At 76.6% G+C, this 24,228-nt stretch carries 3 protein-coding genes (1 of these 3 running past the window's edge); all 3 read right to left on the bottom strand.

From position 1 onward, the window contains the following. Tightly spaced (each overlapping or abutting the next), the 3 genes in view from AB0K17_RS06885 to AB0K17_RS06875 form a layout consistent with a single transcriptional unit that may run on beyond the window. A protein-coding gene (locus AB0K17_RS06885) for an SDR family NAD(P)-dependent oxidoreductase (RefSeq protein ID WP_365982341.1) crosses the window boundary here: on the bottom strand, window positions 1-6,350 show its start. Its footprint begins 13,039 nt before the window's first position; the window shows 6,350 of its 19,389 coding nt (coding positions 1-6,350); the start codon lies at window positions 6,348-6,350; its stop codon lies off the left edge, out of view. Then, a complete protein-coding gene (locus AB0K17_RS06880) occupies window positions 6,350-10,993 on the bottom strand; it encodes an amino acid adenylation domain-containing protein (RefSeq protein ID WP_365982339.1) in 4,644 nt (1,547 codons plus the stop codon). The genes AB0K17_RS06885 and AB0K17_RS06880 overlap by 1 nt, the downstream gene beginning before the upstream one ends. Beyond that, a complete protein-coding gene (locus tag AB0K17_RS06875) occupies window positions 10,990-24,228 on the bottom strand; it encodes an SDR family NAD(P)-dependent oxidoreductase (RefSeq protein WP_365982337.1) in 13,239 nt (4,412 codons plus the stop codon). The genes AB0K17_RS06880 and AB0K17_RS06875 overlap by 4 nt, the downstream gene beginning before the upstream one ends.

The following is a 24,228-nucleotide window of genomic DNA, read 5'->3' as shown; positions in this document are numbered from 1 at the left end:
CTCTGGTCCCGCAGGACGATCGTGGCGTGGAAGACGCCGTGCAGGGCGCCATGGGTGGCGCGGGTCCAGGCGACGGCGTCGCGCAGCGCCGCGGGGTCGGTGGCGTCGGCCCGCCGGTAGGTGACGCGGGTGCCGCCGGGGTCGAGGGTGCGCAGGCGCTCGCGCCGCGCCTCGTCGAGCTCGCTGCGGCCGATCAGGACGACCTTCGCCCGGTAGGTGCGCAGGAGCCAGGCGGTCAGCTCCAGGCCGATGCCGCCGGCGCCGCCGAGGATCAGGTACGTGCCCTCCTCGCGGATCCGCTCCGCGGGGGGCACGGCGGGGACGGGGACGAGCCGGCGGTGGTGCAGGGCGCCGCCGCGCAGCGCGTACGGGCCGCCCGCGGGGACGTCGAGGACGTCGGCGGTCGGCGCCTCGGCGGACCACCGGTCGACGACGGCCACCCGCCAGCGGGGGTGTTCCTGGGCCAGGGAGAGCGCGAGGCCGTGCAGGCTGGCCGCGTACGGGTTGGCCGGCGACTCGCCGCCCGTGGTGATCGCGTCCTCGGTGACGACGGTGAGGCGGACCGCCGAGCCCAGCTTCTGCAGGGCCTTGGCGAGCCGGAAGAGGGTGAGCACGCCGCGCTCCTGCGCGGCTTCGAGGGCGTCGGTGTCGTCGGTGCGGCCCGTGGCGGCGGGGCCGAGCAGGACAACGTGGTCGGGGCGGCCGGGCAGGTCGGTGCCGGCGGCGATGCGGTCGGGGTCCAGCTCGACGACGGTGCCGCCCAGACGCCGCGTCAGCACGGCGGCGAGGCGCTCGTGCTCGGGGCCGCGGACGAGCCACGTGGTGCCGCCGGCCGGGGCCGGGTCGCGGTCGGCCGTCGCGGACCAGCGCGGGGTGAACATCAGCTCGTCGGCGGACACCGCGCCGGCCGTGACCGCGGGTGCGGGTGCGGACACCGCGCTGCCGGGGGCCGGGCGCAGGGACAGGTCGCGCAGGCGTGCGCACACCCGTCCGGTGTCGTCGGTGAGGGTGAGGTCGTAGCGGTCGGTGCCGACGGTCCGTACGTGGGCGTAGCCGAGCCCGGTCACCGGGGCGAGGACCTCGGCGGCGGCCAGGGCGTAGGGCACCATGGCGGGGCCTGCGGTGCGGTCGCGCAGCACCGCGAAGGCGTGCAGGGCGCCGTCGACCACCGAAGGGTGCAGGGCGCAGCCGGCGAAGGGGGCGGCCTCGGCGGGGATGCGCAGGCGCACCAGCGCCTCCCCGTCGCCCGCGGCGATCCATTCGACGGCCTGCAGGGCGGGGCCGTAGACCAGACCGGCGGCGGCGAGGTCCGCGTACAGCCGCACGCCCTCGTGACGGTCGGTCAGGCGGGCCTGCAGGGCCTCGACGGGGAGGCTGTCGGGGGCCGGGGCGTCGAGGGTGCCGATGCGGCCCTCGGCGAGCACCTGGCCCTCGTCGTCCCGCAGGTCGAACGCGAGGCCGGCCTCGCCGCGGCGCAGCCGCGTCCTGGCCGAGCGCTCGGTGCCGTCGACCACGAAGGGCCGCAGCCACCGCACGCCGGAGAGCCTCAGCTGCTCCCCCGCGCCGGCCGCCTCGGCGGCCGCGCGCGCCATCTCCAGGACGGCCGCGGCGGGCAGCAGGCGCAGGTCGCCGACGCGGTGGCCGTCGATGTAGGGGTGCTCGGGGCCGAAGGCGGCCCGGTGGGTGAGGCCGTCGAGGCTCTCGGCGGGGTCGATCGTGCCGAGCAGCGGGTGTGCGGGGGTGGAGGCGGTGCGGGCGGGCGGCGACCAGATGGTGTCGGTGAGCCAGCAGCGCAGTTCCTCGAAGGGGTAGCCCGGCAGGGGCACGCGCCGTCCCTCGTTCTGCGGCCAGTCGATCGCCGCGCCGGCGGCCCAGGCCGCCGCGAGGTGGGCGGGGGCGTCGCTCGCGGGCGCGGCGGCCTTGGAGGCCGCCCGGCCGCGCACGCTGCCGGTCCAGACGCCGTCGGTGTCCAGGCCCCGCAGGCGGGCGACGAGTTCGGTGGTGGTGGAGGCCAGGACGACCATGCGGTCCGCCCATTCCTCGCGGCCGTGCTGCAGGGTGAAGGCCACGTCCGCGAGGCGGTGCGGCGCGCGCTCCAGGGCGTCGGCGAGCAGGCCGGCCAGGACGGGCAGCCGCTCGGGCGCCCGGGTCGAGAGCGGGAACAGCCACGGGCCCGCCTGCTCCTGGTGCGGCGCCGGGGCGGCGTGCTTCTCGACGTGTTCCTCGACGACGAGGTGGGCGTTGGCGCCGCCGGCGCCGAAGGAGCTGATGCCGGCCCGGCGGGGCGCGCCGGCGGGCCGGGGCCAGGGGGCGAGGTCGCGCTGGACGCGCAGCGGGGTGGAGTCGAAGTCGATGTTGGGGTTGAGGGGGTCGGCGTGCAGGGACGGCACGAGCTCGCCGTGCTGCATCTGCAGCAGCACCTTGCACAGCCCCGCCATGCCGGAGGCGGACTCCAGGTGTCCGACGTTGGACTTGACCGAGCCGATGGGCAGGCTGTGCGGGGCCATGCCGGCCGTGCCCAGGGCACGGGCGAGGCCGCGGATCTCCACCGGGTCGCCCAGGGCGGTTCCGGTGCCGTGGGCCTCCAGGTAGCCGAGCGAGGCGGGGTCGGCACCGGCCTCGGCCAGCGCCCGGCTGACCAGGTCGCCCTGGGCGACGGGGTTGGGCACGGTGAAGCCGTTGGTGCGCCCGCCGTGGTTGACGCTGGTGCCGAGGATGACGCCGTGGATGTGGTCGCCGTCGCGGACGGCGTCGGCGAGCGGCCGCAGCAGCACCGCGCCGACGCCCTCGCCGGGCACGTAGCCGTCGCCGTCGGCACCGAAGCTGCGGCACCGGCCGTCGCTGGAGGTGAAGCCGCCCTGGCCGAGGAAGCGGTACTTGTACGGGTGGACGTGCAGGTTGACGCCGCCGGCGAGGGCCATGTCGGCGTCACCGGCGCGCAGGTCGCGCACGGCCAGGTGGATGGCGGTGAGCGAGGAGGAGCACATGGTGTCCACGCCCAGGCTGGGGCCGGTCAGGCCCAGGGTGTAGGAGACGCGGTTGGCGATGGAGGCGTGCGAGGAGGCGCCGATCCGGCCGTCCTCGGCCTCGTGCAGCTGGTACAGCCCGTACATGGCGCCCACGTAGACGCCGACGCGACGGGTGCGCAGGTCGGCGCGGGTGCGCCCGGCGTTCTCCACGGCGTGCCAGGCGCTCTGCAGGAACAGCCGCTCCTGCGGGTCGATGATCTCCGCCTCGCGGGGCGAGATGCCGAAGAAGAGCGGGTCGAAGGTGTCGATGCCGCGCAGGAAGCTGCCCCAGCGGCTGTAGCGGGCGTCCCGGTCGGCGGGGGTGGCCTGGTCGTAGTCGCGCCAGTTCCAGCGGTCGGCCGGGATCTCGGTGACCAGGTCGCGGCCCGCCCGGAGGTTGTCCCAGAACTCCTCCAGGGTGTCCGACTCGGCGAACCGTGCCGCGACGCCCACGATGGCGATGGGCATCGGGCCGGACGGAACCGGGGCGGGCGGGGGCGTCACCGGGGCGGGTGCGGGTGCGGGTGCGCGTACGGGCTCGGGTGCGGCCGCCGGTGCCGCAGGTGCCGCCGGTGCCTCCTCGGCCGCCGGTGCGGCGAGTTCCGTGAGGCGGGCGCCGTGCTGCTCGGTGAACCAGCCGGCGAGGTCGCGCAGGTTCTGGTACTCGAAGAACAGTGTCTTGGGCAGCGACCCGAAATCCTCCTCCAGCCTGCGGGTCAGGTCCATGATGAGCAGCGAGTCGATGCCGTACTGCTCGAAGGCCGTGCCGGGCTCGATGTCCTCGGCGGGGAACTCGAAGACCTCGGCGAGGACCTCGCGCAGGAAGTCCTCGGCGAGGGCGGCGGCCGGCCGCTGCGCGCCCGCCGGGGCGGGCGCGGCGGCGGGCTCCGGCGCGGGGGCGTTGAGCACCTCGCGCAGCCGGGCGAGGTTGCCGTGCGCGACCATGACGTGGTCGCCGTCGTGGCCCAGGGCCCGGTCGAAGGCGTCCAGCGCCGCCTGCGTCGGCATGGCCACCAGGCCGACCTGGCGGGCCATGCGGGCGGAGGTGGCGTCGTCGGCGTCCACGCGGATGCCGCCGTCGGCCCACAGCGACCACAGCACGGACAGGCTGCGGCCGGGCCGGTCGCTCACGCGCCGCCACGCCGTGAACGCGTCGAGGAAGCGGTTGGCGTAGGCGTAGTCGGTCTGGCCGGGGCTGCCGGCGGCACCGGACATGGAGGAGAAGGCGACGAAGAAGTCGAGGGGGTCGCCGGCGGTGGCCGCGTCCAGCTCCAGGGTGCCGCGGACCTTCGGTCCGAGGACGGCCGCGCTCTCCTCGTCGCTCTTGCGGATCAGCAGGGCGTCGCGGGTGACGCCGGCCAGGTGCAGCACGCCGTGGAGGGGCCCGTGCGCGGCGTGGATGCGCGCAACCAGGTCCGCGGCGGCGCCCGGGGCGCCGAGGTCGGCCTGCAGGTAGTGCACGTCGAGGCCGGCGGCACGCAGGTCGGCGAGGTCGGCCTGCGGCGAACGGCCCGTCAGGACGTAGCGGGCGGAGCCGCCCAGGTGGGCCACGAGGTGGCGGCCGATGGCGCCGGCGCCCCCGGTGACGAGCACGGTGCCGCGCGGGGCGAGCGGCGCGGGGTCGGCCTCGACGCTCTCCCAGCGCAGCACCTGGCGGCGCCCGGCGGCCGGGTGGCGGACCCGGAACTCGTGCGCGCTGCACGCCTCGGTGGCGAGGGCGGCCTCCAGGCCGGCGGCGCCGGTGTCGACGACGGCGACGCGGAAGTCGGGGTGTTCGTTGGCGAGGGCGCGCGCGAACCCGTCCAGGGCGTGCACCCGCGCGTCCTCGGCCCCGCCGGTCGGGCGGAACGCGTACAGCACCCGTACCGGCCTGCGGGCCGGCTGCGCCGCCCAGGAGCGGAACAGCCGCAGCAGGCCGGGCAGCGGGTCGCCGTCCTGGGCGCGGAGCGCGCGGACGACCAGGAGCTCCTCGTCGCACGGGAAGAGCGCGTCCTCGACGACGCGTTCGGCGCCGGCCGGTATCTCCTCGCCGAGGGCGACCACGCGCGCCGCGCGGGGCTCCGCCGAGGGTGCGGGGGCGTCCTGCCAGCGCTGGACGAGCAGGTGGGCGGCGACGGTGCCGTCGAGGGCGGCGGCGCCGTCGACGGCGCGGGTGACGACGGCGCGCAGGCGGACGCACACGCGGCCCTGCTCGTCCGTGAGGGTCACGTCGTGGCCGGCCGGGGTGGCGAGCGCGTGCACGTGGCCCTGCTCGGGCAGCGGGCCGAGGATCTCGACGGCGTCGAGGGAGAACGGCAGTCGGCGGGCGCGGGGGGCCGAGGGGTCCTCGTCGGTCCACAGGCACGCCTGGAGCATCGCGTCGAGCAGGGAGGGGTGCAGGGTGAAGTCGGAGAAGGGCACGTCGGCGGCCTGCGGCACGGCGACGTGGGCCAGGGCCTCACCGGGCGCGGAGCGCACCGAGCGCAGTCCCTGCAGGCTGGGGCCGTAGCCGCCGCCGAGGGCGGTGAAGACGGCGTAGCACTCCTCGGCCGTCGCCGTGCGCGGCAGCCGGGAACGGACGGCGTCCAGGTCCAGGCGCGGGGCCTCGGCAGGGGCGTCGAAGCGCAGGGTGCCGGTGGAGCACAGCGCGCCGTCGGCCGTGCCGTCGACCCGCCGCACCTCGTAGGCCACGCCGTCGGCGCCCGGCTCGAGGTGCAGGCGGACGCGCACGGGCTCGTCCTCGACGAGCACGGGGCGGGCCCACAGGACGTTGACGATGCCGGTGGCGCGGCCGTGGCCCTGCGCGGCGGCAGCGGCCACGGCGAACTCCAGGGCGGCCACCGCGGGCAGGATCCGCACCGGGCCCAGGGCGTGGTCGCGCAGATAGAACTCCTCGCCCGTCAGCAGCCGTTCGGCGGGGGTGCCGGCGAGGGAGGCGGGCGGGTTGATCCAGTAGCGGCGGGTCGGCCGGGGCGGGTGGGGCAGGGAGAGCCGGGCGGGGCGGCCACCGGACGGCTGCGGCCAGGCGACGGCCTGCCCGGCGACCCACAGCCGGGCGGCCTCGTCCGCATCGTCCGTGCGCACGGCGTCGCCGCGGGCGTCGGCGGCCGCGGTGCCGCACACCACGCCGTCGCCGTCACGCAGGCGCGTCGTCAGTTCCGCGACACCCGTGGCGACCACGGCGAGCCGCTCGCGCAGCTCCTCGCGGCCGGTCCGCAGCGTGTGCACGACGGCCTCGAAGGAGGCCGTCGGGTGGGCCTGCAGCCAGGCCACCAGCTCCGCCCGGTAGCGGTCGAGCTGTTCGGGGCCGTCGGCCGACAGCACGACGACCGCAGCGGTCGTCTTCTCGGTGTTGCCGCTCATCAACGCTTCCCCGCCTCTTCGACTACCACGTGCACGTTGCTGCCTCCCATGCCGAACGAGCTGACGCCGGCCCGGGCCGGCGCGCCGTCGGGTGTTTCCCATGCCTGCGCTGCGGACTGGATCCGGAACGGGCTGTCCGCGAGGTCGATCACCGGGTTGGGCACCCGCAGGTCCACCAGGCCGGGGAGCGTGCGGTGCCGCATCGCCAGCAGGACCTTCACGATGCCGGCGACGCCGGCGGCGGCCTCCAGGTGGCCGATGTTCGTCTTGACCGACCCGATGCCGGTGCGCCCCGCGGCGAGGGGGAGCCCCTGCTCCGCGTACAGCCGGCCGAACGCGTCCTTGAGCGCGTCGATCTCGATCGGGTCGCCCAGCGGCGTCCCGGTGCCGTGGGCCTCGATGTAGCCGATCGTGTCCGGTGCGACCCCGGCCGCCCGGTGCGCGGCGAGGACGACGTCGGCCTGCGCCTGCGGGTTGGGCACGGTGAGCGAGTGGGTGTGCCCGCCGTGGTTCTCCGCGGAGCCGATCAGCACGCCGTGCACCGGATCGCCGTCGGCCAGCGCCCGGTCGAGCAGCTTGAGCGCGAGGAGCACCACGCCCTCGCCCCTGCCGTAGCCGTCCGCGCGTTCGTCGAAGGTCTTGCAGCGTCCGTCGGGGCTGAGCATCCCGGCGCGGCGCAGGCCGGTGAAGCCGTGCGGCGAGAGCAGGAGGTTGGCGCCGCCGGCCAGGGCGAGTTCGCAGTCGCCGAGCTGGAGCGCGCGCGCCGCCCGGTGGATCGCCACCAGCGAGCTGGAGCAGGCCGTGTCGAAGACGGCGCTGGGGCCGTGCAGGTCGAAGACGTACGAGATGCGGTTGGCCGCGATCGAGGCGACGTTGCCGATGAGGAAGTGGTCGCCCATCTCCGCCGAACCGGGGCCGAGCAGGCTCAGGTAGTCGGCGCCGCTGAGGCCCACGAACACCCCGGTGCGGCTGCCCGCCAGCGCGGCGGGGACCTGCCCGGAGTCCAGGACGGCCTCGTGCGCGGCGTGCAGCAGCAGCCGCTGCTGCGGATCCATCTGTGCCGCTTCCCGGGGCGAGATGCGGAACAGCGCCGCGTCGAAGGCGTCGACGTCGTCGATGTAGGAGCCCCGGAAGGCCTCGGGGAACACCCGTGCGGAGAAGCCGCGTTCCATCGGGTACGGCCGGGTCAGGTCGCGGCCGGCGGCGAGGTGCCCCCAGAACTCCTCCAGGGTGGCGGAGGAGGGCAGCCGCCCGCCGATCCCGATGATCGCCACCGGCGGGTAGCCGGCCGGCGCGGCGGCGGGTGCGGCAGCGGCCGCGACGGGTGCCGCGGCGGCCGGGGTGAAGGCGCCCGGGTGGGCGTCGGCGAGGAATGCGGCGAGGGAGGTGAGGTCGGGGCGGGCATAGAAGACGGTCGGCCGCACCGTGATGCCGAAGCGTTCGCGCAGGGCGACCGCCAGCCGGGTGAAGCCGATCGAGTCGAAGCCCGCCTCGCCGAGCGGCCGGTCGACGGGGATCTGCTGCGCCGTCAGCCCGGCCACGTCCGCCGCCGCCCGGCGCAGCAGTGCCACGAGGTCGCCGGCACCTGCCGTGGGGCGCGCGGCCGGCTCGGGCCGGGCGGCCGCGGCCGGCTCGTCGCCGTGGCCGAAGCGGCGCAGCAGGTCGTCGAGGGGAAGCGCGGCGAGCGGGCCGGCGTCGACCTTGGCGTTGGGGGTCATCGGGAACCGGGCCAGGGCCACGGTGCGCGAGGGCAGCATGTACGCGGGCAGCCACGCGGCGATGCGGCGGGCGGCGGCCTCGCCGGCCTGCGCCGAGGCGGTCACGAACGCCACGAGCTGCGGGTGCCCGGCGAGGTCCTCGCGGACGACGACGCGGACGTCGCCGACCTCGCCGGTGCGCCGGATCGCGGCCTCGATCTCGCCGAGCTCGATGCGGTGGCCGCGCAGCTTCACCTGCCGGTCGGCCCGCCCGAGCAGCACCATCTCGCCGTCGGCCGACCAGCGCGCCAGGTCGCCGGTGCGGTACAGCCGCTCGCCGGTGGTGGCGTCCTCGACGAAGCGCTCGGCCGTCAGCTCGGGCCGGCCGCGGTAGCCGCGGGCGACGCCGTCGCCGCCGATGAGCAGTTCGCCGACGGCGCCGAACGGCACGGGTGTGCCGTCGGGGCCGGCCGTGCGGAAGGTGGTGTTGGCGATCGGTGTGCCGACGGTGACGGGGTGGTGGCGGCGTACGCGCTGCGTGGAGGACCAGATGGTCGTCTCGGTCGGGCCGTACATGTTCCACAGCTCGTCGCACCGGGCCAGCAGCCGCTCGGCGAGCTCGGGGGTCAGGGCCTCCCCGCCGCACAGGATCCTGGCCACCCGGCCCGTCCAGCCGGCGTGCAGGAGCATCTCCCAGGTGGCCGGCGTGGCCTGGACGAGCGTGGCGCCCGAGGTGCCGATGAGCTCGCCCAGCGCGAAGGCGTCCCGTACGGCGTCGGCGGGGGCGACGTGCACGGTGGCGCCGCGGGTCAGCGGGAGCAGCAGCTCCAGGCCCGAGATGTCGAACCCGGCGGTGGTCACGGCCAGCAGCGTGTCGTCCTCGGCGCAGCCGGGGCGCTCGGCCATGGAGGTGAGCAGGTTGACGAGGTTGCCGTGGGTGACCTCGACGCCCTTGGGCGCCCCGGTCGACCCGGAGGTGTAGAGCACGTACGCGAGGTCGGTGTCGCGGCGGGCGACCGGCTCCGCCGGCGCGGCCGGCTCCAGGGCGGTCAGGGGGATGCGCACGCCCGGGGTGTCCTCGGGCAGCCGGTCGGCGAGGTCCGCGTCGAGGACGACGGCCGCCAGGCCCGCGTCCGTGGCGATGTGGGTGAGCCGGGCGGCGGGGAAGTCCGGGTCGAGGGGGACGTAGGCGGCCCCCGCGGCCTGGACGGCGAGCAGGGCCGTGATCAGCGCGGCCCGCCGGCCGACGAGGACGCCCACCAGGTCGCCGGGGCGCACGCCGCGGTCGGCGAGGAGCCGGGTGAGGGCGTGCACCTGTCCGGCGAGCCCGGCGTAGGTGAGCGGTCCCTCGGTGTCGACGACGGCGGTACGCCCGGGGGTGCGCCGGGCCTGGTCGAGCACGAGGCTCGCGGCGGTGACGTCGCGGGGCCGCTCGGCGCGGGTGGCGTTGACGCGTGCGACGAGGGCGCGTTCGGCCTCGGTGGCGAGGGCGACGTCGCGGACGCGGCGGTCGGGGTCGGCCGTCACCGCTTCCAGCAGCAGCCGGTAGTGCTCGGCCAGCCGCTCGATCGTGGCGCGCTCGAAGAGGGCGGGGTCGTACTTGACGTACACGTGGGCCCCGGCGCCGCGCACGACCACCTCGACGACGAGGTCGTTCTCGCCCTCCTGGGTCAGGTCGAGGGCGTCCTTGAAGACGGTCTGCCCGGCCGCCATGTCCTGATCGCCGCCGACGCCCTGCTGCATGTAGAAGCCGATGCCGAAGTCGGCCTCGGCGTCCGAGGTGCGGCGCAGGTCGTCGACGACGGACGCGAACGGGTAGGCGCTGTGGTCCTCGGCCTCCGCCATCCGTTCCTGGACGGCGGCCATGAGCTCGGTGAAGCGCGTGTCGCCGGCGCAGTCCAGGCGCAGGACCACCGGGTTGATGAGGTAGCCGACGGTGCGGTCGAAGCGCTGCGAGGGACGGCCGTCGGTCGGCACCATGACGCTGATGTCGCGCTGCCCGGAGTGGCGGTGCAGCAGGGCGGCGAAGGCACCGAGGACGACGGCGAACGGGGTGAGCCGGGCCGCGCGGGCGGTGTCGCGCACCGCACTCCAGGTGGCCTCGGGAAGCCGCAGCTGCACCATCGCGCCCTCGGCGTGCGAGGCCGGGGCGGTCCGGCGGCGGTCGGCGAGCGCACCGGTCACCGGGGCGCTGGAGGCGCCGGTGAGGCGCTCCAGCCACCAGCGGCGGTGCTCCTCGGCCTCGGGGCCGGCGAGCATCTCCCGCTGCCAGCGCACGAACTGCGCGTACGGCGCGGCCGGTTCGACCGGCGGGAGCTCGCGGCCGGCGGCCAGCGCGTCGTGGCAGGCGACGATGTCGCGCAGCAGGAGGTGGCTGGAGACGCCGTCGGTGATCAGGTGGTGGAAGACCAGGAGCAGCAGCGTGCCACCGCCGGGCGCGGTGATCAGCCACATGCGGTGCAGCGGGTCGTGGGCGAGGTCGAAGGGGCGGCGCACCAGGGTGCGGACGCGGGCGGCGAACTCGCCGTCGGTGACGTGGCCCAGGTCGAGCCGGGTGACGTCCGCGGGGCGGTCGGTGACCTCCTGCACCGGCCCGTCGGCGTCCAGCCGGACGGCGATGCGCAGGCCCGGGTGGCGCCGCACGACGGCGTCCAGCGCCTCGGCCAGCAGGCCGGGGTCGACGTCGTCGCCGAGCCACAGGCCCAGCGGGAGATTGTAGGAGGTCGCCTGCGGGTTGGTGGCGTGGATCGCCCACAGCGCCGCCTGTCCCCGGCTGAGCGGGTACGGGCCGGGCTCGGGCGCGGGCTCCACCGCGCGTACGGGCGCGGGTGCGGGCTCGGGTGCGGGTGCCGCCTCGACCAGGCCCCGCAGCAGGAGCTCGGCCACCTCGTCGGACACCTCGCCGGCGGCGATCGCCGCCAGCAGGTCGCGCAGTTCGGTGCTCATCGGTTCGTCCCTCCCTTCAGTGCGGCCAGTGCGTCGTCCACGCGGACGGTGCCGTTGCGCAGCCCCGCCAGCAGCGCCGTGACCTTGTCCACGGCCGGTTCCGGGGCCGGTTCGGGGGCCGGTTCGGGGGCCGCCTGGGCCTCCGGTGCGGCCTTCCCGGCCGCGGGCAGCGGCCCGTACGCCTCGAACACGGCCCGGGCCATCGCACGCACCGTCTGCCCCACGCCGAACGTCCGCGCGGGGATGTCCACGCCGTAGTCGGCGCCCAGGCGGCGGCTCAGCCGGCGCAGGCCGAGGGAGTCCACGCCCGCGTCGGACAGCACCCGGTCCAGGGGCAGCCGGTCGGGCCGCATCCCCAGGTGCGCGGCCAGGAGTCCGCGCACGTGCTCGCGGACGGCGGCCTCCGGGTCGTCACCGGCGTCCGGGACGGCCGGGGCAGGAGCGGCGGGCAGGGCAGGAGCGGCGGGTGGGGTCGGTTCGGGTGCGGCTGTCTCCGGCGCCGTGCCGTCGTCCTCGCCGTCGTCCTCGCCGCCGGCCACCAGGCCGGCCTCCGCGGCCTGGACGGCGTCGAACCGCGGGCCGGGGGTGAGCCAGTAGCTCTCCCGTGCGAAGGGGTACGTCGGCGCGGGCACCCGCCGGGGGGCTCCCGACGGCCACAGCTCGGCCCAGTCGATCGGGGCGCCGCCGGCCCACAGCCGGGCGACCTTGTCCAGCCGGCCGGCGTCGACCACGGACTTCAGGTACCGGTGGCCCTCCGGGCCCTCCAGCAGCAGGGCGGTGGTGGTGTCCTTGCCGTCGCCGGTGAACACCCCGGGGGCGCTGCCGTCGGCCAGCCAGGACTCCAGCGCCCCCACCAGCGCGCGCAGCGAGTCGGCGACGACGGCGAGGCGCTCGCCGAAGGCCTCGCGGCCGGTCTGCAGCGTACGGGCGAGGGCGGCCGGCGCGACGTCGTCGTGCTCCGCGGCCCAGCGGGCCACGCGCTGGGCGTAACCGCGCAGCCGCTCCGGGTCCTTGGCGGACAGGACGAACAACTGCGGGCCCGCCGGGGCGGCGGCGACCGGCTCCTCGCGGTACTCCTCGACCACCAGGTGGGCGTTGACGCCGCCCAGGCCGAAGGAGCTCACCCCGGCGCGCAGGGGTGCCTCGGCGCCGTCGGGCGTGCGCACGCGCTGCCACGGTTCGCGCCCGGTCACCACGCGCAGCGGGCTGCCGTCCAGGCGCAGGTGCGGGTTGGGGGTCTCCAGGTGCAGGTTGCCGGGGATCTCCCGGTGCCGCATGGCGAGCAGGGCCTTGATCAGGCCGGTGACACCGGCGGCCGCCTCCAGGTGGCCGGTGTTGGTCTTCACCGCCCCCAGCGCCACGTGGGCCTCCGTGCACTCGGCGCCGTGGTCGGCGTAGAGCTGGGCGAAGGCCGCCTTCAGGCCCTCGACCTCGACGGGGTCGCCGAGTTCGGTGCCGGTGCCGTGGGTCTCGACGTAGGTGACGGTGCGCGGGTCGACGCCGGCGCGGCGGTGCGCCTTGAGGATGCAGGCGGCCTGCGCGTCCGGGTTGGGGGCGGTCAGCGAGTTGGTGCGGCCGCCGTGGCCCACGGCGCTGCCGCGCAGGACGGCGTGGATGACGTCGCCGTCCGCGATCGCCGCGTCCAGGCGCTTGAGGACCACCACGCCGACGCCCTCGGCGCGCACGATGCCGTTGGCGCGGGCGTCGAAGGTGCGGCAGCGGCCGTCGGGGCTGAGCATGTCGGCCTGGCTCATGTCGACGAACAGCGTGGGCGAGGCGATGACGTTGACGCCGCCGGCCAGCGCGACGTCGCAGTCACCGTGCCGGATGGCCTCGGCCGCGCGGTGCACGGCGACGAGGGAGGAGGAGCAGGCGGTGTCGAGGGTCTCGCTGGGCCCGCGCAGGTTCAGCAGGTAGGACACCCGGTTGGACATGATCGCGTGGGCCCGGCCGACGGTGCTGTAGCCGTCGAGCGGGACGCCGAGAGCGTGCTGCAGCTCGAAGTAGTCGTAGGTGCCGCTGCCGATGAAGACGCCCGTGTCGGTGCCGGAGAGCGCGGACGGCCGGATGCCGGCGTCCTCGAGCGCGCTCCAGGAGGCCTCCAGGACGAGCCGGTGCTGCGGGTCCATGGCCACGGCCTCGTGCGGCGAGATGCCGAAGAACTGCGGGTCGAACAGGTCGACCCGGCGCAGGAAGCCGCCCCACTTCGCCGTCGTGCGGAACTGCCCGGGCTCCGGGTCGCCGTGCAGGCGCCGCCAGTCCCAGCGGTCCTCCGGGATCTCGCGGACGAGGTCGTCGCCCGCGGTCAGGTGCTGCCAGAACTCGTCCAGGTCGTCGGAGTCCGGCAGCACGCCCGCCATGCCCACGATGGCGACGGCGACGGGCTCGCCGGGCTCACCGGCGAAGGACGCCGGGGCGGTCACGGGCGCGGGTACGGGCGCCGGCGCGGCAGGCGCCGTCACGACGGCCGGACGCGGTGCGGGCGCCTGCTCCGGGGCGGGCACGGCCGGACGCACGGCCGCGGCCAGGTCGCTGCCGTGGTCCCGCAGGATCTTGTCGACGAGGTCGTCGGCCGTGGCCACGCCGAAGAACGCGGCGGGCGTGAGGTCGAGGTCCCAGCGCACGTTCACCAGGTGGCTCAGGCGCGTGTACATGATGGAGTCGAAGCCGAAGCGGCTGAGCAGGTCGTCGGGGGCGAGCTCGCCCGGCCGGATGCCGGCCACCTCGCAGAGCAGGCCCAGCAGTTCGCCGGCCACGGCCTTGCGCCACGCCCCCTCGGCGGGAGCTGCCGCAACAGCGGGCATCGGGGCCGGGGCCGCCGCCGGGGCAGGGGCCGGGGCCTCGCCCGTGGTGACGCCGATGCGGCCGAGGAATGCGTCCGTTGCGGAGACCACTGCCACCTGTACCTCCTGCCGGCCGAGCACCTGGCCCAGCGCCTCGAATCCCGCCTGCGGTGAGAGCGGGTGGACACCCGCGGCGACCAGCCGGTCGCGGTGGCGCTCGGTGAGCGCGGAGCCCGCCCAGGCCCCCCAGTTCACGACCCGCACGGGGTACGGCAGCCGCGCGGCGAGCGCGTGGGCGACGGCGTCCTGGGCGGTGCAGCCGGCCGCGTAGGCCGCCTGGCCGGGGTTGCCGAGGAAGGACTGGACGGAGGAGAACACTGCGAGGAAGTCCAGTCGGCGCTCGCCCAGCGCCTCGGCGAGCGCGGCGGTGGTACGGCTCTTGGCGGCCAGCCCGCGCAGGAACCACTCCTCGTCCATGGCCGCCAGCGACCGGTCGCTGGGCACGGTCACCGTGTGCACGACTCCGTGCACGACGCCCACGCGGTCGAACACCGCGCGCAGCTGCTCCGGATCGGCGGCGTCGGCCCGGAGGACCTCCAGCGCGGTGCCGGACGGGTCGACGGCCCGGATGCGGGCGGCCTTGGCCGCGTCCGGCGCCGAGCGCCCGACGAGGACGACCCTGGCGCGGTACCGCTGCACCAACTGCTCCGCGACGTCCAGCCCGATGTCGCCGGTGCCGCCGACGATCACGTACGTCCCGCCCTCGCGCAGCACCGGGGCGGCCGGCGCCGGGCCGTCGACGGGCACGAGCACCTGCCGGTACCAGCGGCCGGCGCGCAGCGCGTAGTCGCCGGGGGCGGTGGTGAAGGGGGCGGTGGTCAAGGGTGCGGCGGGGGTGTCCGCGGCGAGGTCGACGGTGGTGACGTGCCAGCGCTCGCACTCGTGCCGCACCGAGCGGGCCAGGCCCGGCACGGCGGCGGCGAGCGGGTCGGCGGGCGCGCCGTCCACCGCGGCGGCGCCGCGGGTGACGACCGTCAGCGCGAGGTCGCCGGCCGCGGCCGGGCGTGCCTGCAGGTGCTTGACGACGCGGAACAGCTCCAGGACGCCGGCCTCGCCGGTGACCACGGCGTGGACCGCCACGGGGGTCGGCAGCGTGTCCAGGGGCGCGCCGCCGATGCGGTGGACGCCGGCGGCCGGGGAGCCGTCGTGGCCGAGCACCCAGACGGGGCCGGTGGGCCGGGCGTGGGTGGTCGGGTCGGCGACGGGCTGCCAGCGCGGTGCGTACAGGCCCGCCGGGGCCGCGGCGGCAGGCTGCTGCTCGGGCTGCCGCGACTCCTGCGTCTCCTGCGGCTCCTGCGGCTCCTGGGTGTCCACCCAGCAGCGGCGGCGTTCGAACGGGTAGGTGGGCAGCGGGATCAGGACGCCGTCCCCGGGCCAGGCGACCTGCTCGCCGGCCACCCAGCGATCGGCGGGCGCGGTGCCCTGGGGCCGGGCCAGCGCGGGGTGGTCGGCGCCGCGGGCGGCGGCCGCGAGCGCGGCGGCCAGGGTCTGCCGGTCGCCGGCGGTGACGGCCAGGCGTACGTCCATGGCGTCCCGCCCGTGCTGGAGGGTGTACGCCACGTCGGCGAGCTCCGGGGCCCGGTCCAGGGCGTCGAGCAGCGCCGTCGCGTACCGGCTCAGGGCCTCGGGCGTCCGCGCGGACAGCGGGAACACCCAGGGGCCGCGCGGCCGTTGCGGCTCCTGCGCGGGCCGGGCCTCCTCCAGGACGACGTGGGCGTTGACCCCGCCGTAGCCGAAGGAGCTCACGCCCGCGCGGCGCGGGGCGCCGGCCGGGCGCGGCCAGGGCTGCGCGGTGCGCGGCAGGTGGAAGGGGCTGCCGGACAGGCGCAGGTGCGGGTTCTGCTCGCCGAGGCCGGCCACGGGCGGCAGCACGCCGTGCTCCAGGGCGAGGAGCACCTTGATGACGCCGGCGGCGCCGGCGGCGGACTCCAGGTGGCCGATGTTGGCCTTGACCGCTCCCAGGGCGCAGTAGGGCTCGGCCGGTGCCGGGCGGCCCCGGCGGGCGTGCAGTTCGTCGAAGGCCAGGCGCAGGCCGTTGATCTCGACGGGGTCGCCGAGTTCGGTGCCGGTGCCGTGGGTCTCGAGGTAGCCGACGGTGGTGGGGTCGGTGCCGGCGCGCTCGTGCGCCCGTACGATCATCGCCGCCTGGGCGGCCGGGTTGGGCGCGGTCAGCGACCGGGCGCGGCCGCCGTGGTTGACGGCGGTGCCGCGCAGCCAGGCCCGTACGCGGTGGCGGGCGGCGCGGCCGGCCCGGGTCAGGACGACGAGGCCGTAGCCCTCGCCGCGTACGAAGCCGTTGGCGCGGGCGTCGAAGGTGCGGCAGCGGCCGTCCGGGCCGAGCATGCCGGTGCTGCTGAGCAGGACGTGGTTGTGGGGCGAGAGCAGGAGGTTGACGCCGCCGGCCACGGCGATGTCGCACTCCCCCGCCCGGATGGCCTCGGCGGCGCGGTGGATGGCCACCAGGGAGCTGGAGCAGCCGGTGTTGACCGGTTCGCTGGGGCCGTGCAGGTCGAGCAGGTAGGAGACGCGGTTGACGAGGATGGAGTGCGTGGTGGCGGTGGCGGCGTGGGCGTCGACGGGGATGCCCGCGGCCCTGCGGACCTCCTCGTAGTCGCTGGATCCGGCACCGATGAACAGGCCGGTGTTCGAGCCCGCGAGGGCGCCCGGTGCCAGGCCCGCGTCCTCCAGGGCGCTCCACACGCCCTGCAGGACCAGTCGCTGCTGCGGGTCCATGCCGGCGGCCTCGTGCGGCGAGATGCCGAAGAAGAGCGGGTCGAACATCTCCACGTCGTGGACGAAGCCGCCGCGGCGGGCGTGCACGCCGTCGGGGAGGGCGCGCCAGTCCCAGCGGTCGGCGGGCACGTCGGCGACCAGGTCGTCGCCGGCCACCAGGTGCTGCCAGAACGCGTCCAGGTCGCGGCTGCCGGGCATCCGCCCGGCCATGCCGACGACGGCGATCGCCTCGGGCTCGGCGGGCGGCGCGGGGGCGGGTGCCGCCGGGGCCGGGGCGGCGGCCGGTTCCGGCTGCTGCTCCGCCTCGACGGCCACAGGGGCGGTTGCCTGCGCCAGCGCGGGGTTGTCGCGTACGAGGCGCTCGGCCAGGGAGCGCAGGGTGGGCGTCTCGTAGAACAGCGCGGGGGTCACGTCCAGGCCGAAGTCGTCGTTGAGCCGTCCGGCGAGGAGGCTGTAGCTGACCGAGTCGAAGCCGTAGTCGCCGATGGCGCGGTCGAGGTCGAGGTCGCCGAGCGGGATGCCGGAGGCGTCCGACGTCAGGGCCAGGAGCGCGTCGGTGAAGGAGGCGCCGGCGGCCGGGGCGGCCTCGGCGGCCCGGGCCACGACGACGTGCTGGAAGTTGCGGGTGGTCTCGGCGGAGTCCGGCAGGGCGGCGGTGACCTCGTAGCCCTCCCCGGCGAGCAGCCGGGTCCAGCCGGGGACGTCCAGCAGCGGCGAGCCGGGCAGGCGCAGGGTGGTGTCGCCGTGGGCCCACCAGCCGTCGAAGAGCCCGTAGGTGACGGTGGCGGGCAGGGTGACCGTGGTCAGCTCGTTGAACAGCAACTCGCCCCCGGTGCGCAGCACGCCGCGCAGGTGGCGCACGGCACGGCCCACGTCGGAGGTGGCGTGCAGGACGTTCGCGGCGACGGCGAGGTCGAAGCCCTGCGCCGGGAAGCCCTGGGCGACGGGGTCGGTGTCCAGGTCCAGGCGCTTGAACTTCAGGAAGGGGTACTGGGCGCCGAACTCCCGCTTGCCGTGGGCGAGGAAGGTGACCGACAGGTCGGTGTACCAGTACTCCACGCGCTCGCCGTACGGGCGCAGGGCGCGCAGCAGTCCGGCGGAGGTGCCGCCGGTGCCGGAGCCGACCTCCAGGATGCGCACCGGGGTGCCGGCCGGCAGCTCGGCCAGGCGCCGCCGGACGTGCCCGACGAGGTGCTCGGTGAGCAGGTCGTTGTAGAGGTCGCTGATGGGATTGCCCTTGTAGATGCTCTCCATGAGCGAGGTGCCGGACCGGGGGAAGAGCAGGTCGGTGGCGAGCAGCTCGCCGCGCAGCAGCTCGGGGTAGCGCTCCAGGCACAGGGCCAGCAGCCGGACGAAGACCGCCGACTCGGGGTGGGTGTCGGCCAGTTCGGCGAGCCGCCGCAGGTGGCCGCCGGCGCGGGCCTCGGCCAGGGCGGCGGGGGCGGGGCGGTGGCGGCCGTCCGCGGTGTCGGTCAGGCCGGCCCGGGCGAGCATGTCGAGCAGGGTGTGCAGCAGCCGCTCGTAGCGGGGGGTGACCCCGACGCGGCGGGCGACCTCGGCCGCGTCCGCGGCGGGTCCCTCGAAGGCGCCCATGCCGTCGAGCAGGGCGAGCAGGGCGCCCTGGGCGAGGGCCGTCATCTGCCGGTCGAGCGCGTGGAAGTCGTCCACCACGCGCTGGGTCGCGGTGCTCGGGTGCCCGCCGGTGCCGGTCACGTCCGTGGTCTCCGTTCTCGTCGCTCCCATCCGCCCGCGCAGGGCCGCGGTGCCGGGCACGGCGACGGCCTGGGGTGCCGGCTGCCGCAGGGCCCGTACGAGCGCGGCGAATCCCGCCTCGGGCGTGATGGAGTGGAAGCCGGCCGCGGTGAGGCCGTCCCGGTGGGTGTCGTCGGCCACCGCGCCGACCGTGCCCCAAAAGCCCCAGTCGACGGCGCGCACCGGGTACGGCAGGCGGGCGTCGAGGGCGTGGGCGTAGGCGTCCAGGAAGGTGGAGCCGGCCGCGTAGTTGGCCAGTCCCGGGTCGCCGAGGAAGGACTGCGCGGAGGAGAAGAACACCAGGAAGTCGAGCGCGCGTCCGCGCAGCGCGTCGGCCAGGGCGGCCGCGACACCGGACTTGGCGGCGAGGCTCTCGGTGAGGTCAGCCTCGGACATGTTGCGCACCAGCCGGTCGCGCTGGACGAGGGCGGCGTGCACGATGCCGTGCACGGGGCCGGCCTCGTCGAGGAGGGCGGCCAGGCGGGCGCTGTCGGTCGCGTCGCACTGCAGGTAGCGGATTCCGGCGCCCAGGTCGGTGCCGGCGGGCAGCTCGCTGCGGCCGACCAGGACGGCGCGGGCGTCCCATTCCGCGACGAGCCGGCGGGCGATCGCCGCCCCGATGCCGCGGGCGCCGCCGATGACGACGTACGTGCCGCCGCGGCGCAGGGGCAGTGGACCGTCGGCGGCGGGGGCCGGGTGCAGGACCTGGGTGTGGTGGACGTCCCCGGTGCAGGCCAGGCGGCTGCCGCGGGCGGCCGGCGCCACCAGGTCCGCGGACGCGCGGGCGGGGTCGAGGTCGACGGTGGCGACCGTCCAGCCGGGGTGCTCGTTCTCCAGGACGCGGGCGAAGCCGATGACGCCGGCGGCATAGGGGTCGTCGACCCCGCGGCCGGGCGCGGCGGCGGCGCCGGTGGTGACGACGACCCAGTCGAGGGCGGGCAGGCGCGACCACTGGCGCGCGTGGTGGGCCAGGGCATGGACGCCGGTGGCCTCGGCGTGCGCGACCCGCTCCTGCTCGCTCGCGGTGGTGTGCGCGGTGGTGGTGCCGGTCAGCAGGTAGACCAGGCGCGGCTGTACGGGCACGGGTGCGCCGAGCTCCACCAGGTGCGCGCCCGGATGACGGGCGGTCAGGTCACGGGCGAGGCGCTCGCGCCCGGGGGCGTACAGCACCACGACGGGGCCGTCCGGCGCCGGGAGCGGGCCGGGGGCGGGACAGGGCTCCCAGGAGGGGACGTCCAGCGGGAGCGCCTCGGGCTCGGGGGTGACGGGGGCCGGCGCGGCCGGCTGCGGTGCGGGGGCGGCGGCCACGGTGGCGCGCGCCGGGGCGGTCACCACGGCGGGGGCCGCAGCGGTCGGCGCTTCGGCCACGGCAGCCGGCGTGTGCGCGGCAGCCGTGGGCGCGCCGGGCGCCTGTGCGGCCGGGGCCGGGCGGTCGACGTCGACCCAGCACCGGACGCGGGCGAACGGGTAGAGCGGCAGCGCCACCTTGCGGGCCTTGCGGTCGCGGTGCAGGGCGCGCCAGTCGGGGGCGGCGCCCGCCGCCCAGCTGCGCGCGAGGACGTGGGGGTCGGTGGAGTCGGGGGCGGCGACGCCGGCCGCCGTCGTGACGGTGCCGCGGTGGCCGGCCGTCGGCGAGCCGTCCAGGAAGGCCCGCAGCGCGGAACGCAGTTCCTCCGTGTCGGAGGCGACGACGGCGAGGCGCTCGGCCATGGCCTCCCGGCCGGTCTGGGTGGTGTAGGCGATGTCGGCCAGCGGGACGTCCGTCGCGCCGCCGCCCGGCAGGCCGGCGGCCAGGCCGGCCAGGGTGGAGCGGGCGTCGACGTGCGGGGCCCGGCCGGGGAAGCGCTCTTCCAGGGCGCGGGCCAGCCGGCGCAGGTCGTCGGCGTCCAGGCCGAGTTCGTCGAGTTCGGCCTCGGGGTCGGCGCCGGCGAGGCCGGCGAGCTCGGCGACCTGGGCGAGGCGGTCGGCCGCGGGCAGGTCCAGGTAGCGCTGCGCCAGTTCGCGCAGGGCCTCGGGCGTGCGGGCGGAGAGCAGGACGGCCTGCGGTCCGACGGCGCCGGCGTCCGAGGACGGCGCCTGCGGGTACTCCTCGACGACGACATGGGCGTTGGCGCCGCCCGCGCCGAAGGCGCTGACGGCGGCCCGGCGCGGGGTGCCCTCGCCGGCGGGCCACGGCTCCGCCGTGCGCTGCACGCGCAGGCCCAGGGAGTCCCAGTCGATGTCGGGGTTGGCCGGGTCGGCGTGCAGGGACGGCACCAGGGTGCGGTGGCGCAGCTGCAGCAGGACCTTCGTCAGGCCGGCGATCCCGGCGGCCGGCTCCAGGTGTCCGATGCCGGACTTCACCGACCCGATCCGGGTCCGTGCGTCGCCGTAGGCCCGGGCCAGGGCGGTGATCTCGATCGGGTCGCCGAGCGCGGTGCCGGTGCCGTGCGCCTCGACGTAGCCGATGGACGCGGGGTCGGTGCCGGCCCGGCGCAGGGCGGCTCGGATCACGTCGGTCTGGGCGGCGGGGTTGGGCACGAAGAAGCCGCCGGCCCGTCCGCCGTGGTTGACGGCGCTGCCCTTGATGACGCCGAGGACCCGGTCGCCGTCCTCCAGGGCGCGGGCCAGCGGCTTGAGCACGACGACGCCGACGCCCTCGCCGGGCACGTAGCCGTCCCCGCCGGCGCCGAAGGCGCGGCAGCGGCCGTCGGAGGAGACGAAGCCGACCTGGCTCAGGTGCAGGTACTTGTAGGGGTGGACCATGAGGTTCACGCCGCCGGCGAGCGCGAGTTCGCTCTCGCCGGACGTGAGGCTCTGGCAGGCCAGGTGCAGGGCGGTCAGGGACGAGGAGCACATCGTGTCCAGCGCCAGGCTGGGGCCGCGCAGGTCGAGGAAGGCGGAGACGCGGTTGGCCACGGCCGAGGAGAAGGAGGTGGGCAGCACGGGCAGCCGGTCCTCGGCGCCCAGGCCGAGCATCTGGTACTGGGTGAACATCACTCCGGCGAAGACGCCCACCGCGCGCCCGGCGACGTCGGCGCGGGTCAGGCCGGCGTCCTCCAGGGCGTGCCAGGTGGTCTGCAGGAACAGCCGCTCCTGCGGGTCCATGCCCTCGGCCTCGCGCGGGGTGATGCGGAAGAAGGCGGGATCGAACGCGTCGATGTCCTGCAGGAATCCGCCCCACTTGCTGGACGAGCGCCCGGCGGCGCGCCCGGGCTCGTAGAAGCCGTCCGTCGCCCACCGCTCGGCGGGGATCCCGGTGACGCAGTCGCGCCCGGTGCGCAGGTTGGTCCAGAACTGGTCGAGGTCCTCGGCCATGGGGTAGCGGCCGGCGACGCCGATGACCGCGATGTCCTGGTCGGTGCCGCTCCGGTCCGCGAGGGCGGCCGGCCGCGATGTGCGGCGTACGGGCTCGGGGGTGCTGTCCTGGTGGGCGGCCTCGGCGGCGGGCAGGCCGAGCGCCGTACGGGCCCGCTCGGGGTCGCCGTGGAGCACGACGACCTCGGTGCCGGACAGGGCGAGCGCCTGCTCGAAGACGTCCAGGCCGGCCGCCGTCGGCAGGGGGACCTGCCCCTGGCGGCGGAAGAGCGCCTCGGCGGCCGCGTCCGTGCGCATGCCGCCCTCGGCCCACAGCGGCCAGGCGAAGGAGACGAGCCCGCGCTCGCGGGCGTAGGCGTCGAGGAAGGCGTTGGCGGCGGCGTAGTCGCTCTGGCCCGCATTGCCGGCGACACCGGTCACGGAGGAGAACACGGCGAAGAAGTCGAGGTCCAGGTGGCGGGTGGCCGCCTCCAGCAGGACCGTGCCGCGGACCTTGGGCTCCAGGACGGCCGCGAGGTCCGCGGCCGACTTGGCGGTGAACAGGCCGTCGCGCAGCACCCCGGCCGCGTGGACGACGCCGTCGAGCCGGCCGAACCGCTCCAGGACGCCGGAGACCAGGGCCGCCACCTCGGAGGCGACGGTGACGTCGGCCCGCACGTAGTGCCCGGTCACCGGCTGCGGCTGCGGGCTGCGTCCGGCCAGGACGGCGGTGGCGCCGCGCTCGGTGATCCGAGCGGCGAGCTCCCGGCCGATGCCGCCCGCCCCGCCGGTGATCAGGTAGACGCCGCCGGGGCGCAGCGCGGACGCGGCCCCGGGCACGGGCTCGGCGTCACGGTAGCGACGGACGTACCGGCGCCCGGGGGTGTGCCGCACCCAGGGCTCGGAGAGGTCACCGAACTCCGCCAGCAGCGCGTCCGTTTCGGCGGGGCCGTCGCACGCGACGGCGGTGATCGCCAGGCTCGGCTGTTCCAGGCGCACGGTACGGGCGAGGCCGGCCACCGCGGCGGCCACCGGCGCCGGTCCCACGTGCACGACCGGGGCCGGACCGGTCGCGAGGACCTGGGCCAGGGCGAGCACCTCGCCGCAGGCCGACCGCACGGCGGTGGGGAGGTCGGCGCCGCCGTCCTCGGCCACGTGCAGGATCGCGCCGGGCCGGGTGCCGAGGTCGGCGAGCAGCAGCTGCAGGTCCGCGGTCTCGGCGGGGCGCAGTTCGTAGGCGTCGGCGGCGATGCGGCGGAAGGCCGGGCCGCGCCGGACGGTGATCTGGTCCGGGCGGACCGTCAGGTCGCCGATCACGAGCAGTGGTTCGGGGGCGCGCCCGGCAGGCCTGGGGGCCTCCTGCCACACGCCGGTCAGACAGCCGGTGCGTGCGGGGGCATCCGTCTGCGGTGCGTCGGGGGCCGGGGTGGCGGGGGTGCGGGTGTGCCAGTCGTCGGGCAGCAGTCCGGCGAGGTGGTCCGCGACGGCGTCGACCGTCGGGTACTCGAACAGCAGGGTGGGGTAGAGCGGGACGTCGAAACGTTCCTCCAGAGCGCGTACCAGCGCCAGGAGCTGGGTGGACTCCAGCCCCAGGTCGTAGAAGCCGCGGTCGGTGTCCACGACGAGCCCGGGGTCGCCTACGGTCCCGCGGACCAGGTCGACGATCTCCGTCCGCAGGTCGCCCGGTTCGCCGCTGGTGGCGGCCGGAAGCGTGACGGCCGGTGGTACGGCGGCCGGTGGCGCGGTAACGGGAAGTGCGGCGGACGGCGTGGTCGTGGCCGTCGTGAGCCGGGTGATCGACGCGGCGGAGCGGACCCGCTTGAAGGTCAGCCCGGTGAACTGCGCGGCGAGCGCGCCCGAGCGGTCGTACAGGTCGATGTCCGCCTTGACGACGTCCCGGGCCGCGCCGTCCCCGGCCCTCTTCAGGCGCAGGTCGACGGTGCAGGCATCGCCGAGCGGGCGGGCCGCGCGGAAGGCGGCGATGTGCAGGGGGATGAGCGGGCGCCCGTCCGCGTCCGCGCCGTCGAAGGCGAGCGCGTACGACTGCATGGTCGAACCGTCGAGCAGGGCGGGGTGCAGGAGGAAGTCCGCCACCGTGGCCCGGGCCTCGTCGCCGAGCGCGATCTCGGCGCGTACCCGGTCCGCGGTCGCCCGCAGGGTGCCCAGGCACCGCATGAACGCCCGGTGCTCGATGCCGGCCGACCGCCCCGTCGCGTACACCGCGGCGACGTCGGCCGCGGTACCGCCGGCGGGTGCGGGCTCCAGCGTGCCGGTGAGCGGGGGCAGGTCGGTGCGCAGGGTCGCCTGCAGGTGGGTGGTCACCGCGTCGTCGGCGGGGACGCCGTCCTGCATGCGGCGGCTGGTCGCCGTCACCCGGAAGACCGGACCGTCGGGCACCAGCTCGACGGTCAGTTCGCGGTCGAAGGACTCGGTGGTGACCACCGGCTCGACGAACAGCACGTCGCTCAGCCCGGTGCGGTCCAGCGGGACGTCGCGCGCGGCGAGCAGCCGGTGGACGATGTCGAGGAAGGTGACCCCGGGCAGGGTGCGCACACCGTGCACCCGGTGGTCGTCGACGATCGGGTTGTCCCGTTTCAGGTGTAGGGCACATCGAACGGACCGACGGTCCAC

The organism is Streptomyces sp. NPDC049585, from assembly GCF_040675615.1.
Lineage (GTDB): Bacteria > Actinomycetota > Actinomycetes > Streptomycetales > Streptomycetaceae > Streptomyces > Streptomyces luteosporeus.
Note: the sequence above shows the minus strand (reverse complement) of the source record. Positions and strands in the feature narration are given on the sequence as shown.

Bases quoted from the DNA above. Each gene is read 5' to 3' on its own strand.
- AB0K17_RS06880 (WP_365982339.1), bottom strand. From the start codon at position 10,993: ATGAGCACCGAACTGCGCGACCTGCTGGCGGCGATCGCCGCCGGCGAG.